This window comes from Acinetobacter sp. D009 (assembly GCF_038562025.1).
GTDB classification, from domain to species: Bacteria; Pseudomonadota; Gammaproteobacteria; order Pseudomonadales; family Moraxellaceae; genus Acinetobacter; species Acinetobacter pittii.
The window spans coordinates 3,813,988-3,828,589 of record NZ_CP151886.1 but is presented as its reverse complement, the minus strand read 5'-3'; the positions used below and the strand labels follow the sequence as shown (position 1 = coordinate 3,828,589).

Annotated in this window: 12 protein-coding genes and 1 pseudogene; 5 read left to right on the top strand and 8 right to left on the bottom strand. The window is 36.7% G+C overall.

Annotation, left to right across the window (positions count from 1 at the left end; all coding sequences use genetic code 11):
* The first annotated feature begins 103 nt into the window (after positions 1 to 103).
* Positions 104 to 1,354, top strand: a complete 1,251-nt coding sequence (locus tag AAC388_RS18240) for a low temperature requirement protein A (RefSeq protein ID WP_014207673.1) — start codon at positions 104 to 106, stop codon at positions 1,352 to 1,354.
* Positions 1,355 to 1,420: 66 nt separating this feature from the next.
* On the opposite strand, the gene mpl is transcribed toward AAC388_RS18240, so the two are convergent.
* The gene (gene mpl, locus AAC388_RS18235; RefSeq protein WP_002115499.1) at positions 1,421 to 2,794 is read right to left on the bottom strand and encodes a UDP-N-acetylmuramate:L-alanyl-gamma-D-glutamyl-meso-diaminopimelate ligase; all 1,374 of its coding nucleotides are present in this window, start codon (positions 2,792 to 2,794) and stop codon (positions 1,421 to 1,423) included.
* 240 nt (positions 2,795 to 3,034) lie between these two features.
* Between mpl and AAC388_RS18230 the strand changes: the two genes are divergently transcribed.
* From AAC388_RS18230 to AAC388_RS18215, 4 genes are all read left to right on the top strand, one after another.
* Entirely contained in the window at positions 3,035 to 3,397 is a 363-nt protein-coding gene (locus AAC388_RS18230) for a DMT family protein (RefSeq protein ID WP_075384089.1), read from the top strand.
* A 283-nt stretch (positions 3,398 to 3,680) separates the two neighbouring features.
* Complete coding sequence (gene purE / locus AAC388_RS18225; protein ID WP_002115451.1) at positions 3,681 to 4,196, top strand: 5-(carboxyamino)imidazole ribonucleotide mutase; 516 nt, start codon at positions 3,681 to 3,683, stop codon at positions 4,194 to 4,196.
* Between the two features lie 9 nt (positions 4,197 to 4,205).
* Positions 4,206 to 5,327, top strand: coding sequence for a 5-(carboxyamino)imidazole ribonucleotide synthase (locus AAC388_RS18220; protein WP_002115409.1), 1,122 nt, complete (start codon positions 4,206 to 4,208; stop codon positions 5,325 to 5,327).
* Between the two features lie 674 nt (positions 5,328 to 6,001).
* Complete coding sequence (locus AAC388_RS18215; protein WP_325754822.1) at positions 6,002 to 7,294, top strand: lytic murein transglycosylase; 1,293 nt, start codon at positions 6,002 to 6,004, stop codon at positions 7,292 to 7,294.
* A 62-nt stretch (positions 7,295 to 7,356) separates the two neighbouring features.
* Here AAC388_RS18215 and AAC388_RS18210 read toward each other — a convergent pair whose 3' ends face one another.
* The 7 genes and pseudogenes from AAC388_RS18210 to grpE form a co-directional block, all read right to left on the bottom strand.
* Positions 7,357 to 7,731: a hypothetical protein gene (locus AAC388_RS18210; protein ID WP_014207668.1), complete on the bottom strand. Its 375-nt coding sequence runs from the start codon at positions 7,729 to 7,731 to the stop codon at positions 7,357 to 7,359.
* A gap of 101 nt (positions 7,732 to 7,832) precedes the next feature.
* Positions 7,833 to 8,800 (bottom strand): annotated as a pseudogene (locus AAC388_RS18205) (M57 family metalloprotease).
* 137 nt (positions 8,801 to 8,937) lie between these two features.
* Entirely contained in the window at positions 8,938 to 9,843 is a 906-nt protein-coding gene (locus AAC388_RS18200; protein WP_325795402.1) for a matrixin family metalloprotease, read from the bottom strand.
* A 316-nt stretch (positions 9,844 to 10,159) separates the two neighbouring features.
* A complete protein-coding gene (locus AAC388_RS18195) occupies positions 10,160 to 10,339 on the bottom strand; it encodes a hypothetical protein (RefSeq protein WP_227062396.1) in 180 nt (59 codons plus the stop codon).
* Between the two features lies 1 nt (position 10,340).
* Positions 10,341 to 11,840 carry an anti-phage dCTP deaminase gene (locus AAC388_RS18190; RefSeq protein ID WP_325795401.1) on the bottom strand — a complete coding sequence of 500 codons (1,500 nt, stop codon included), beginning with the start codon at positions 11,838 to 11,840 and terminating at the stop codon, positions 10,341 to 10,343.
* Between the two features lie 99 nt (positions 11,841 to 11,939).
* Complete coding sequence (dnaK, locus tag AAC388_RS18185) at positions 11,940 to 13,880, bottom strand: molecular chaperone DnaK (protein ID WP_002115449.1); 1,941 nt, start codon at positions 13,878 to 13,880, stop codon at positions 11,940 to 11,942.
* 118 nt (positions 13,881 to 13,998) lie between these two features.
* Entirely contained in the window at positions 13,999 to 14,553 is a 555-nt protein-coding gene (gene grpE / locus AAC388_RS18180) for a nucleotide exchange factor GrpE (RefSeq protein WP_017399660.1), read from the bottom strand.
* Between the last annotated feature and the right edge of the window lie 49 nt (positions 14,554 to 14,602).

Genomic DNA, 14,602 nt, shown 5'->3' with positions numbered 1-14,602 from the left:
ATGATAAAGAATTAAGCCTGTTATCTTGATAAAGAATTGTCACAAAAATGAAATATAGTTTGTTTGTGAGTAAAGATTAAACAGCAGGTCTAGATATTTTTTAATGCGTGTTCTGGACGTTAATATTAAAGTGTTAACGTGTTGGCACTTTATTCGAGAACGTTATTTTATGACTACTCAAGAAAAACAGAAAAAATTAAGCTTGAGGCCCCTATCCCCAAGAGATCCTGATCAGCAGCATAGAGCAGCGACTCCACTCGAATTATTGTTCGATTTAATTTTTGTGGTCGCGATTGCAACAGCGGGTCAGCAGTTACATCATGCAATTATTGAAAATCACCTCTGGCATGCATTACCAAGCTACTTGATGGTATTTTTTGCGCTGTGGTGGGCATGGATGAATTTTTCATGGTTTGCCTCGGCTTACGATAACGATGATGCATTGTATAGATGCCTTACCTTTGTACAGATTGTAGGTTCATTGGTGATGGCAGCGGGTATCCCTGATGTATTTCGTAGTCAGGATTTTGATGTAATCATTATCGGTTATGTGATCATGCGCATGGCCTTGGTGACTCAGTGGCTCAGAGCAGCAAAACATGATCCTGAAAGGCGTGTTACGGCTTATCGCTATGCAATAGGTATAGTCTTAGTACAAATTGGCTGGCTTGTGGCTAACTTTGCTCATGTACTTTCAATACCTCTATTTTTATTTCTGGTTGTAGTGGAATTATTTGTTCCTATCTATGCAGAAAAATATTCTCCAACGCCGTGGCATCCTCATCATATTGTAGAACGTTATGCCCTACTCACAATTATTGTGTTGGGTGAGTCGATTGTCGGTAGTTTTAATGCCATACGTGATGCTTTAGCCGCTCAGTCAATGAATATCCCTGCTATTTTCTTAATGGTCGGTGGATTGATGTTGATGTTTGCGATGTGGTGGGCTTATTTTGACCGTAGCGAACAACACCATCATGTTAAAGGTGTGCGCCCATTTGTTTGGGGATACGGTCATTATTTTGTTTTTGTCAGTATTGCTGCGGTAGGTGCTGCGCTTGCTGCTGCCGTGGATGTTACAACTCATCATGCGCATATTTCTGATTTATATATGGGAATAGTTGTTGCGGTGAGTGTAGTGCTTTATACCACCTGTATTTGGATACTTTATGAGTTCCAATGCTTATCGGGAATCACGAAATGGTTTTATCCAATCACAGCGCTCATTATTTTATGTATTCCGTTTATTTGTAATAACGTGGGATATAGCGTTTTTGCGATGGGCATTGTCTATAGTTTACGTTTAATGGTTTCTAATAAATTTATGGCCAATATAGAGCCAGAAAAGCTTTAAAAGTCACTGATAAAAAATGGGTTTCAATTTGAAACCCATTTTTTATTGAATCATCTAAAGCGAAATTTAAGCAGCTTTTGCTTTTAATGCGCTCATTAATTTTTGATGTAAGCCACCAAAGCCACCATTAGACATAATCACAACGGCATCACCCTCACCTGCTTCATTGACAATACGCTCAATAATTTCATCAAGTGAACGGCTCACTTGAGCATGGTTAGAAGCAGCTTCAATCACTGGTTGTAAATCCCAATCTAAGCCTTCTGGCTGATACCAGATCACTTCGTCTGCTAAGCGTGCTGAATGTGCCAAGCCATCTTTGTGACTGCCCATACGCATCGTGTTTGAACGTGGTTCAATAATGGCCCATAAACGGCGTTCACCTAAGCGTTTGCGTGCGCCATCTAAAGTTGTGTCAATTGCTGTTGGATGGTGCGCGAAGTCGTCATAAACCTCAATGCCATTGACTGTGCCGAGTAACTCCATACGACGTTTCACACCGCCAAAGTTAGATAAAGCTTCACAAGCCGTTTCAAGCGTAACACCCACATGCTGAGCGGCTGCAATGGTTGCCAAAGCATTCGCCACACTATGTTGCCCTGTCATGCTCCATTTCACTTCGCCAACGACATTGCCATTTTCGAGTACTTTAAAATGGCTGCCATCAATTGAAATGAGTTCGGCAGAGAGAGCAGCTTTTTCATTCGCTTCTAGACTTGTACGAATTACTGGTGTCCAGCAACCCATTTCAAGCACTTCATCAATATGCGTTTCAGTAATTGGCGCAATAATACGGCCTTCACTTGGAATAGTACGCACAAGATGATGGAACTGCTTTTGAATCGCTGCTAGGTCATCAAAAATATCGGCATGGTCAAATTCAAGGTTATTTAAAATCGCCGTTTTTGGGTGATAATGAACAAACTTAGAACGTTTATCAAAGAAAGCAGAGTCATATTCATCGGCTTCAACACAGAAGTATTTACCACCGCCTAAACGAGCACTTTCACTAAAACCAAGTGGAACACCACCAATTAAAAAGCCCGGATTTAAACCAGCTTGATCAAGTACCCAAGCCAACATGGTCGTAGTTGTTGTTTTCCCGTGAGTACCTGCTACACCAAGTACATGTTTACCTTGTAAAACATGATCAGCAAGGAATTGTGGACCAGAAATATATGGTAGGCCTTCGTTCAGCATATATTCGACTGCATCAATACCACGTTTCATGGCATTGCCGACAATAACCAAGTCCGGATGAGGCTGTAAATGACTACGGTCATAGCCTTGCATGAGTGTAATGCCTGCATTTTCTAACTGGGTAGACATCGGTGGGTAAACGTTTAAATCGGAACCAGTTACCTTATGTCCTAAATCACGAGCCAAAAGTGCTAAAGAGCCCATAAAAGTGCCACAAATACCCAAGATATGCAGATGCATTGCTCGCCTTCTCCACTGCTTTTGTACACAACATTAAAATGAATTGCTGTGTGTGCATTATTGATAAATTTGCCAGCAACGATAGCAAGGCTAAACTCGAAAAGATAGTCAAAAATCGTTGTTGTTCTATGTGTTTGAGGCCCTGATAAAACTACAGCTTTATTTTTTAGATTTAAGCTGAATTACAGTTTTATCTTTTATAATGTTTTGTATCGTTAAAATACTTAAATCATCGTGATGATGAAGGATGTGCCTTTGAGCCCAACGGTTTTAGCTTTTACGCTATTAATTATTTCTAACTGCTTTATGACACTTGCATGGTATGGGCATCTTAAATTTTTGCACCATGCTCCACTTTGGCAAGCGATTCTATTCGGTTGGATTATTGCCTTACTTGAATACAGTTTTATGATCCCAGCCACTCGTATGTTAAGCGCGCAAGGCTGGTTACTCGGTGAAATGAAGATCACTCAGGAAGTGGTTACATTGGTCGTGTTTGTACCTTTTATGATTTTCTTGTTTAAGCAACCCTTTAAACTCGATTACTTATGGGCGATGTTATGCCTATTTGGTTGTGTTTATTTCGTATTTAGAAGCCAATAATCCATGATAGCTTGTATTGAATAATTGATTCTATACAAGCTATTAATTTTTCAAATACCTGCTTATCTTTCAGATATCTAATTAATTAATATTAATAAAAATTGAGAATGTGTCACTGTTAAAGCATGACATTTTTTGATGATATTAAAAATATTCGCAGAGCTAGTCAGTTAAATTTTCGTGAGATGAAAAATCAGTCTATAATAATGGGCTTCCGAACCATTTAAAACTTGGCTCTCGTCGAGATTTATCTTCTTTTACTTTTGTCTCTGGAACATTAGCAATGAATGCGGCCGCAGCACAAGACGCTCAACCTCTCGTTGGAATTATTATGGGTTCTCAATCTGATTGGGCAACTCTCGAAAACACAGCCAATATGCTTAAACAGCTTGGTGTCCCATTTGAAGCGGAAGTGGTATCTGCTCATCGTACTCCAGATCGTTTATTTGAATATGCAGAAACTGCACGTGATCGCGGTATTCAAGTGATTATTGCTGGTGCAGGCGGTGCAGCGCATTTACCTGGAATGTGTGCCGCAAAAACTGATTTACCTGTTTTAGGTGTGCCAGTTAAATCATCAATTTTAAATGGCGTAGACTCTTTGCTTTCAATTGTACAAATGCCAGCAGGTATTGCGGTTGGTACTTTAGCAATTGGTCCAGCTGGTGCAACGAATGCGGCAATTATGGCTGCACAAATCTTAGGTTTAACTCGTCCTGAAATCGCAAAAAATGTTGCTGATTTCCGTGCTGCGCAAACTGATAAAGTTGCAAGCAAAAATATTCCGGGTCAGGTGTAAGAGGCTGAGATGGATAAAACTATCGGTATTTTTGGTGGTGGGCAACTGGGCCGTATGATGGCTCAAGCAGCGTTACCATTAAATATTCAATGTACTTTTTTTGAAGCAAATACAGATTGTCCTGCAGGTGTTTTAGGCCAGGTCTTTTCTAGCCAAGATGAGCAAGGTTTAAAGCAGTTTATTGAAAGTGCTGATGTTTTCAGTCTTGAATTTGAAAATACGCCAGTTGAAGATGTGGATGTTTTAACACAAACCAAAACATTGCATCCTCCCCGTGTTGCTTTAGCAACTGCGCAAAATCGTTTGTCAGAAAAAGCATTGTTTGATGAGCTTACAATTCCTGTTGCTCCGTATCGTGCTGTAGATAGCTTAGAAAGCTTGAAAAAGGCTGTGGCTGAGCTTGGTTTACCGATCGTGCTTAAGACTGCAACTGGCGGATATGATGGCAAAGGTCAGTTTGTACTTCGTTCAGAAGACCAGATTGATACTGCTTGGGCTGAACTTGGTCCTGCAAAAAGTCTAGTTGCCGAAAGCTTTGTTAAATTCTCTCGCGAAGTTTCAATCATTGCGGTGCGTGGCCAAAATGGTGAAGTAAAAACTTGGCCATTGGCTGAAAACCATCATCATAATGGTATTTTATCGCATTCAATTGTTCCTGCACCGAATAGTGAAGCTTTGCAACCCGTTGCTCAAGACTACATTACTCGTTTGTTGAATCACCTTAACTATGTTGGTGTGTTGACTCTCGAGCTATTTGTAACAGAACAAGGTTTGTGTGCAAATGAGATGGCACCGCGTGTGCATAACTCAGGCCACTGGTCAATTGAAGGCGCAGTTTGTTCTCAGTTTGAAAACCATATTCGAGCTGTTGCAGGATTACCACTAGGCTCAACAGAAGTTGTTCGCCCAACGGTTATGATCAATATTATTGGTCAACATCCTAAAACTGAGGATGTACTTGCCTTAAATGGTGCTCATCTGCATCTTTATAACAAGTCAGAACGTGCTGGCCGCAAATTAGGTCATATCACTTTAATGCCTGTGGATAGTAATGAATTGACGAATTTATGCCGTCAATTGGCAGAAATTTTGCCAGAACCACTTGCTTTAACAGCAGATATGACCCTCTAAAAGTATTTTTAATTCTCTAAAAAGCGATCTTCGGATCGCTTTTTTTATCTTTTAAATTTAAAAAATAATAGAACATACATATTTTAGTGGAACTTTTGAATTTAAAAAAAGCTACTGTAATTTGAATTTAAAGCCACAAAAGGCAGCCTTGGTTGTTTTTGAATTTAAAATTAGTTATCCACAAAAGTATTTTTAAATTTAAATGAGAGAGTTGGATGTACCTTTTTAAATTCAAAAATAGAAGTCTATTGGTATGGGGTTTGAATTTAAAAATTTTGGCTGATCTTTAAATTTAAAAAAAATACGGATTTCTGTGGTGGTAGGCTCTAGCCTGTAATAAATAATAAGGAGATATAGAATATAATTATTAAGGAATAGAAGTGTTTTTTGCTGTGCTGTGGATAAAGTTATCCACAATAAAGAGAGGTTTATAGTTTAAATTTAAAGAAGTACTTTTGAATTTAAACTTGAGTATCGGTTTTGAATTCAAAAACAATAATTTTGATCTAGAGAATTTTAAATTCAAAAATAAAGTAGAAAATTTGAATTTAAAACATGGGAAATGAATTTAAAGTAGAGATTATGAATTCAAATTTACGTTTTCTCTCTGAAATTTTGGACTCATAATGGTATGGTACTTACAAATTTAAATTTAAAAATCGAACTAGGATAATATGCGACGTTTTTCTTGTATTGTTGGCTCTGTATTTTTAGCGATGACTCAGGCTCAAGCAGAGCTCGTAATTAATGGTTCTACAATATCTAGCAGTGCTACTGTTCCAGTAGTGACGAGTGAAGATTATACGCCTAATAATAATTTCCAAAGCTGTTTGGCAAATTTACGTTCTCAAGCAATTGCTGCTGGAGTATCGGGTACAACTTATGATCGTTATACCCAAAACTTGACCCCAGATTATTCAGTTATTGATAAATTAAACTATCAACCAGAATTTTCGACACCAATTTGGGATTATCTTTCTGGTCTAGTTGATGAAGAGCGCGTTGAGCTTGGTAAACAAAAACTGGCGCAACATCGAGATGTTTTAAACCGTGCTTCTCAAACCTACGGTGTGCCGCCGGAAACAATTGTAGCAGTGTGGGGTGTCGAAAGTAATTTTGGTGATATTTCTGGAAAATATCCTTTATTACAAGCACTCGGGACTTTAAGTTGTGAAGGGCGTCGACAAAGTTATTTCCGCACTGAGTTTTTTGCCACTATGCGTATTTTACAACGTGGTGACTTAACCGAAGACCAACTGAAAGGTTCATGGGCTGGGGCATTTGGTCATACTCAATTTATGCCATCTACTTATGAACGTTTAGCAGTTGATTTTGATGGAGATGGTCGTCGAGATTTAGTTTCTAGTACAGCTGATGCGCTGGCTTCAACAGCTAATTTCTTAAATAAAGCAGGTTGGCAAACCGGAATGCCATGGGGTTTTGAAGTAAAAGTGCCCCAAGGTATGTCAATTGATGGAGAAGGGCGACGTTCAAAGAAAGCTTTAAGTAGCTGGAGTGCACGAGGGGTGACCCGAATTGATGGTTCTCCACTTGTTCAAGGAGCTTTATCTGGTAATACTTCAGCGGGTTTAATGGCACCTGCAGGTATAAATGGTCCAGTATTTTTAGTATTTAAGAATTTTGATGCTATCTACAGCTATAACGCTGCGGAAAGCTATGGACTTGCGATTGCACATTTATCTGATCGTTTAAAAGGTGCTGGTCCATTTGTTGCGTCTTGGCCAACTGATGATCCGGGAACTTCACGTGCAGAACGTCGTGAAATCCAACAATTTTTGATTAATCGTGGCTATGATATTGGTGCAGTTGACGGCCTTATTGGAGATAAAACCCGCGTAGCTATTCGTCAGGAGCAGACTCGTTTAGGTTTAAATCCAACGGGACGGGCAGGGCAACAAATTTTACGTGCATTCCGTCAAGAACAAGCTCAGAAAATGATGCAATAAACTGAAAATAATAAAAAGGTCTGCTCATGCAGACCTTTTTTATAGATACTTATATAAGATGATTACTCTAATTTAACTGCTTCCAAAATATCAAAAATAACTGACGTAACATCTTGGCTTAAATCACGATCATTAAAGATTTCATATGCAGTAATGGTGACATCAGTATCACTTGGTAATTGCTTTTGCTCTTCTTCAATTAAATGTTCAATCGGTAACAGAGTCTGTTTTACTTCAAGATGGAGAATATCTTTATATTCGATATTTTCATCCTCAAGCTCGATTTCATGCTCATTGAAAAAGGGAATTAAAATAGAATGGAGGTATGGCTTAATTTCAATAATATCAAACAGTTCAATATCGCGAGTCTGTTCAATCGTGCTGATATGATCATTTACTTCAATCAGGATATGATAATAACTCATCTTGATCTCCATTCTATTTTCGTTAGCTCTTATGACCACAATAACATGACTTTGATACCAATTTCGATGTATCTATATAGAAATAGATACATCATTTTATATCAAGCTTTTAATTATTGAGGTAAAGCACTTAATAGATCACGGTCAGCATCAGTAAGTCCAGTGATTTTTTTGTCACCATCTTTACGTACTGAGTACATCAATGCATTTGGTTGGTCACTATGTTTTAAACCCAGTGCATGTCCTAACTCATGAGCAATCGTTAAACGTAAATCATCAATAGACTTAAACTCATAAATCACAATTTGTTTACCGTTATAGATACCTTTTTTAAAGACATCCGCTTGAGCATTTTGCTTAAATTGGTTCAATGAATTATTAAACTCATTATTAATCTGATTAAAATGAGTCACTTTGACATTTAAGTCTTTAGCTTGCTGATTATATGCAGCAATTTCTTTCTTTAAAGCAACAGTTTGTTTTTGCAAATCTTTCTGAGTTTTAGCCAAAGATTTAGCGCTGTATTCAGGTGCTAATTTGCCTTGGTTAAGCTGCATCATTAGTTGGTCAAGATTTTTCAATTTGCCATTCAAAATCTGCTTCTTATTTTCAAGCTCAGACTGAGTTTGACCAAGAGTTTGCTTCAATTGCTTAATTTGTTGCTGTTCATCAATTACGCGTTGCTGTTCTTGTTGGAACTGAGCTGCAATTTTTTGACGCTGTTCAGAACGGCTTTGACTATTATCGTAAACTAAACGAATTTCTAACTTTGCATTTGGATCATAAGTAAAATAATCCTGTCCAGTACCTTGTTTCCAAATGTCCGCAGCTTGTTGACTAATTTGAATTAATTGGTCTTGGCTTAAACCAAAACGTGGATCAATATCAGCAATTTTATAAGTCAAATGTTGACCTGTTTTTTGCTGGATTTGAGTATGAGCTGGAGTTGCAAGATTAGCATTAGCCTGAAAATTAGAAAAAGCAAAGGCTACGCCTAATAACAAAGATGTTAAACGCATAATCGAAGGGGGGAGATTTTAAAAAAACGTATTATAAGAATATAAAATGAAAAATCAATCAAAAAACGTACAAATCAGAAAAATAAATGAGACTTTGGTCTCATTATTTTTTACCAAATGCCAAATTATTTTTTAGAAAAAATTTAATATATTTGGTTTTATTTAGTTTTTTTAATCATTTAACTTTAACGATTTTTCCTTAATTTGGTCTATAAATTGAACTTAATAAATCTAAATCTGAATCTGTTAGTTTAAAGTTATGAATATCTTGCTCTTTTAACCGTGGATACATTAATGATTTAGGATCAGTAGTATGTTTTAGTCCTAATGCATGGCCGAACTCATGAGCAAGGGTCAAACGTAAGTCATTTACAGAAGCATAGCCGTAAATCTGGATTTGGTTTTGACTGAATAAACCTTTATGGAAGGGTTGAATACTAGTTTTCTGCTCTAGTTTGAATTGTGTTTTTAAAGCGCTTAAATCACTTTGCTCTCGATTTAGCTCTTTAATTTTTAAGTTAAGTGATTGAATCTTAAGATTTAGAGTGTTGGATTCATTTTGTAAATCTTCCGATTTTTGCTTTAGTTGTTTTTGCCATTCTTTTAAATTATTGGCACTGGAGTACTGCTGTTCTCCTTGATTAAAGCGCGTTACATCTTGTTGATATTGTTCAAACTCCGCTTTTAGATTGGCCTTTTTCTTGTTCAAATCAGTTGATAGTTGAGCAACCTCTTGTTTATTTGAAACAATTTCTTCATTTTTAATGTGCCAAGCTTCCTGCTTTTGCAAAAGTGCATCTAAATTGTTTTGCTGTTCATCTTTAACCAGTTGATGATCATCATAGATTAAGTTAATTGACAATTGAGCCTGTGAATCATAAATAAAATAGGTCTTCCCAGTTTCTTTTTGCCAGATTTCAGCAGCTTGCTGGCTCACCTCAACTAATTGTTCTTTAGTGAGTTGAAACCGCGGATCAATAAAAGCAATCCGGTATTTTAAAGGCTGATGAGATGAATGAATCGGCAGATTGCTTTGAGCAAAAAGTGTTGTTTGTAAGCCCATGCATAAGCATAAGCTCAATCCCCACCATAGAAATTTTTTCATGGCAAAATAAAAAATATAAATAAATCTTATTGTTAGCTACTTAATTTAATTCGTCAAAATGATAAAAAGTACAGGAGAGTGGGTGAGCTTTGTGATTTTGGTCGAAAAATTAAAAAAGATGTTATCAGACTTGGCAATAATCAAATAATTAATGTAGTAAATAACAGTGGTTTTTTAATAAAAAAATATTATTTAAAATTAATTATTTAGTTTTTATCATTGATCTTTCTGACAGAAATATTTGGATAATATTATTAAAAATCTTATTGTTAATTTTTGTAACCAATAAAAAACCGCGCCTAAGCGCGGTCTTCTTTTAATTATTAAGAGGTGTCAGTAAATTATTCGAATTTGGTACACGATGAAATTTTTCTATTCTTTGCAATTTATTGGTCTGTGGAATTTGAAAAGCATTTTTTAAACTTTCAAGTTTCCAAGCTGGCCATTTTTCAACATCTTTTTCAACTTTGTTTAGGTAGTCGAGTAATTTAGACATATTATTTTTCCTTATTTTTTGCCTGCTGAATGATGTCTTTTAGATTACGTACCATCGATATTTCTCTTTCAAGATATGAAATAGCTAGGAGCGGCATTCTAACAGAGGCATCTTTACGATTCCAATCAATTATTTTTCCTGTTTTACCATCTTTTCTTGTTATAGCATATCCACTGCCTAAGTTTGTAGAGAAAAGATTAAAAAAGCTACGAGGACCTACGCCAACGAATGCTTCGAAAATTACTTTTTCATTAACTTTACCTAGTTCATTCATACTTATGGAGTCTGAATGAAAATCGATAGCTTTACTTTTAGGATACGGTTCAATATAAACAACTTTTTTAACTCCTGAAGCAATAATATGTTTAGCACAGTTGTGACAAGGAAAAGTTGTACAGAACAGAATGGTATTTATTGTTTGTATATTATTACGAGCACATGCTAAAAGTGCTTCCATTTCAGCATGAACAACTCGTCCATATTCAGTAATATCTTTAATTTTACTTTTAGATAAATGATTTTTTAGTTCATTTATTTCGTCAGAATCTAGTTTTTCCTTAATAGAGGTGGGAAGATTATCTAAAATATTTGAAATGATCTCATTTTTCTCTTTAATATTGGAATCAACGCCTCTTTTATAATCTCTCCCACTTTCTATATCTTCAATTTTTTTCTTTCTATTATTATAAGTTGGCCAATATAGACCTCCTCCTGCCATGGGAATATCATTAGCACCCGTTGAAAGAATATTTGTATTATGGGTAACAACAGCCCCTACTTGACGAGAAAGATCAGCAGAGCGTAAGGAGGCCGAAAAAGCCATATACATAGCATATTCGTTAAATGTTGGTGTTATATAAGGGTTTCCAAAGATTAGATCTAATATCCTCCATATATCATTATTTAATTTATCTGTATCTCCATCAATATTAATAAAAAAATCAGAAAGATGAAAAGTATCTGCTGTATGTTGACCATGTTTTATGGCTTCGTCAGAATCTCTATTTATTAACTCTTGAGCATTTTCAGGTGATATATGTTTTGATTCTTTAAGAAACTCTAATCGTCTTTCCTCACTCGAAAAAACACTTATAGAGAAAAAGCCATGCGAATATATTTTTCTTAGAAGTTGTACTTCTTCTGGGTGCTTTAAAGAGTTTATTATATAGGCAGCTCTTGATTTTGGTTCATTACTATCCCTAATAGCCGAAATTTTTGCTGATACAGCTAATCCAAGAGTACCGCTAAAATGCTCTCTAAGATCATTCCCTTTATCCATGTAAAAACTTGTTCTTTTATATTCATCATCATTGAAGTCTTCTGGTTCAAAGAATTCACCAATAATATTAGACACTTTTATATGTTGTGTTGAATATTTAAAGGCTTTAAGCCTTTGATCGATTATATGATAGATATCATTTAGATCGATTCCTATAGCCCCAACAAAAGCAATAAAAATTTCTGAATTATTATGCTTACTGAAAATTTCTTGATAATCCATATTTATCCTTAATATTATTTTTAATTTATTTAAGATTAAAAAGTATTTTTTTTCAATAAAAAACCGCGCCTAAGCGCGGTTTTTTATTAGAGAAACAAATTATTTTTTGTCATCTTTAACTTCAGTGAACTCAGCGTCTACAACACCATCATCTGCTTTTTGTTGACCCGCATCACCACCTTGGAATGCATTTGGATCAAAGCCTTCAGCACCACCAGCTTGTTGCGCTTGTTCATAAGCACGTTGAGTGATAGGCATCAAGATGTTTTGTAAAGCTTCAGTTTTCGCTTTGATATCTTCTACATCATTTTCTTTTGTTGCTGCTTCAAGTTCAGAAACGGCAGTGCTTACAGCTGTTTTTTCATCTTCAGTAACTTTATCACCAAGATCTTTAACAGCTTTGTTCGAGCTTGAAATTAATGCATCAGCTTCGTTACGAGCTTTTGCAAGTTCTTCAAACTTACGATCTTCTTCAGCATTCGCTTCAGCATCTTTAATCATTGCTTCGATTTCAGCATCAGACAAACCTGAGTTCGCTTTAATCTGGATCGATTGCTCTTTACCAGTGCTCTTATCTTTAGCAGATACTTTCAAGATACCATCAGCATTGATGTCGAAAGATACTTCAATTTGTGGCACACCACGTGGAGCAGGTGGAATGTCGCCTAATTGGAAGTTACCCAACAATTTGTTTTGTTGAGCCATCTTACGTTCACCTTGGTAAACTGAAATGTCTACAGCAGGCTGGTTGTCAGCAGCAGTAGAGAACACTTGTGATTTCTTCGCAGGAATCGTCGTGTTTTTCTCAATGATTGGTGTTAATACACCACCCATTGTTTCAATACCTAAAGTTAATGGTGTTACGTCTAATAAAAGAACGTCAGTTTTGTCACCAGACAATACAGCACCTTGAATCGCAGCACCGATTGCAACTGCTTCGTCAGGGTTCACGTCTTTACGTGGCTCTTTGCCAAAGAATTCTTGTACTTTTTGTTGTACAAGTGGCATACGAGACTGACCACCAACCAAGATCACGTCAGAGATGTCTGACGTCGAAAGACCAGCATCTTTAAGTGCGATTTTACAAGGCTCAATAGTGCGAGCAACTAAATCAGCAACTAAACCTTCAAGTTTCGCACGTGTTACATTGATCACTAAGTGTTTAGGACCAGTTGCATCAGCAGTGATGTATGGAAGGTTGATTTCAGTTGCATTTGATGAAGAAAGCTCGATTTTTGCTTTTTCAGCAGCTTCTTTCAAACGTTGTAACGCAAGTGGATCATTTTTCAAGTTCACACTTTGTTCTTTCTTAAATTCTTCAACTAAGAATTCAATTAAGGCGTTATCAAAGTCTTCACCACCAAGGAAAGTATCACCGTTTGTTGATAACACTTCGATTTGTTGGTCGCCATCAAGGTCTGCGATTTCAATGATTGATACGTCAAAAGTACCACCACCTAAGTCGTAAACTGCAACTTTACGGTCGCCTTCTTTTTTGTCCATACCGAACGCAAGTGCAGCAGCAGTTGGTTCGTTAATGATACGTTTAACGTCTAAACCAGCGATTTTACCCGCATCTTTAGTTGCTTGACGTTGAGCATCGTTAAAGTAAGCAGGAACAGTAATAACTGCTTCAGTAACTGTTTCACCTAAATAGTCTTCTGCAGTTTTCTTCATCTTTTTCAAGATTTCAGCAGAAACCTGTTGAGGCGCTAATTTTTTATCGTTTACTTCAACCCAAGCATCGCCATTGTCTGCTTTGATGATTTTATAAGGTACAAGACCGATATCTTTTTGTACCGCTTGATCTTCATAACGACGACCGATTAAACGCTTAATAGCGAATAATGTATTTTTCGGGTTAGTTACTGCCTGACGCTTAGCACTTTGACCTACTAAGATCTCGCCATCTTTATAAGCAATGATCGATGGAGTTGTACGTGCGCCTTCAGCGTTTTCGATTACTTTTACTTTATCGCCTTCAAGTACAGCAACGCATGAGTTGGTAGTACCTAAGTCAATACCAATAATTTTTGCCATGTGACGTTTTCCTCAAAAATTCTTTTGCAATGTTTTTGCTTGTTATCCGATATGAGAGTGAATCTATTTTTTTCAAGCGTTTTAGCGAAAAAAAATCTAAAAACTCTCAAAAAATTATTTATTGACCAACCATAACCATAGCAGGGCGCAATAAGCGACCATTTAATGTATAGCCCTTTTGTAAAACGCTACCGATTTCATTCGCTTTAGCATTTGGGTCAATACCTACAGCTTGATGTAAATCTGCATTGAAACCACTTTTCGTATCAGCTTCTACAACACCAAATTTTTCAAGTGTGGTTAACAGCGACTTCAAGGTCAGTTTAATACCTTCAAGTACTGGCGTTTCTTCATCACCAGCCGCTTGAATTGCACGCTCTAAATTATCAACAGAATCTAGTAACTCTTTTGCAAATTTTTCAAGCACAGTCTCTTTATGCTTGTCAGACTCACGTTGAATACGCTCTACACTTTTTTGTGCTTCGTAAACTGCATTTGCAGTACGTGCTTTTTCAAGTTTTAGGCTTTCTTCTAATTTGGTGATTTGCGCTTGTAAAGATTCAACGGTAACGTCGTTTGCTTGCTCTACACCTTCAGCCTGAGTTTGCTCATTAGATTGCTCTGCTTGCTCGTGTTGAATGTCTTGAGCTTGCTCATTTTGCTCATTAGCCATTGATGATCTCCGTTTAAATGGGTTTTTAAACATGTACAGTCCTTTTGGC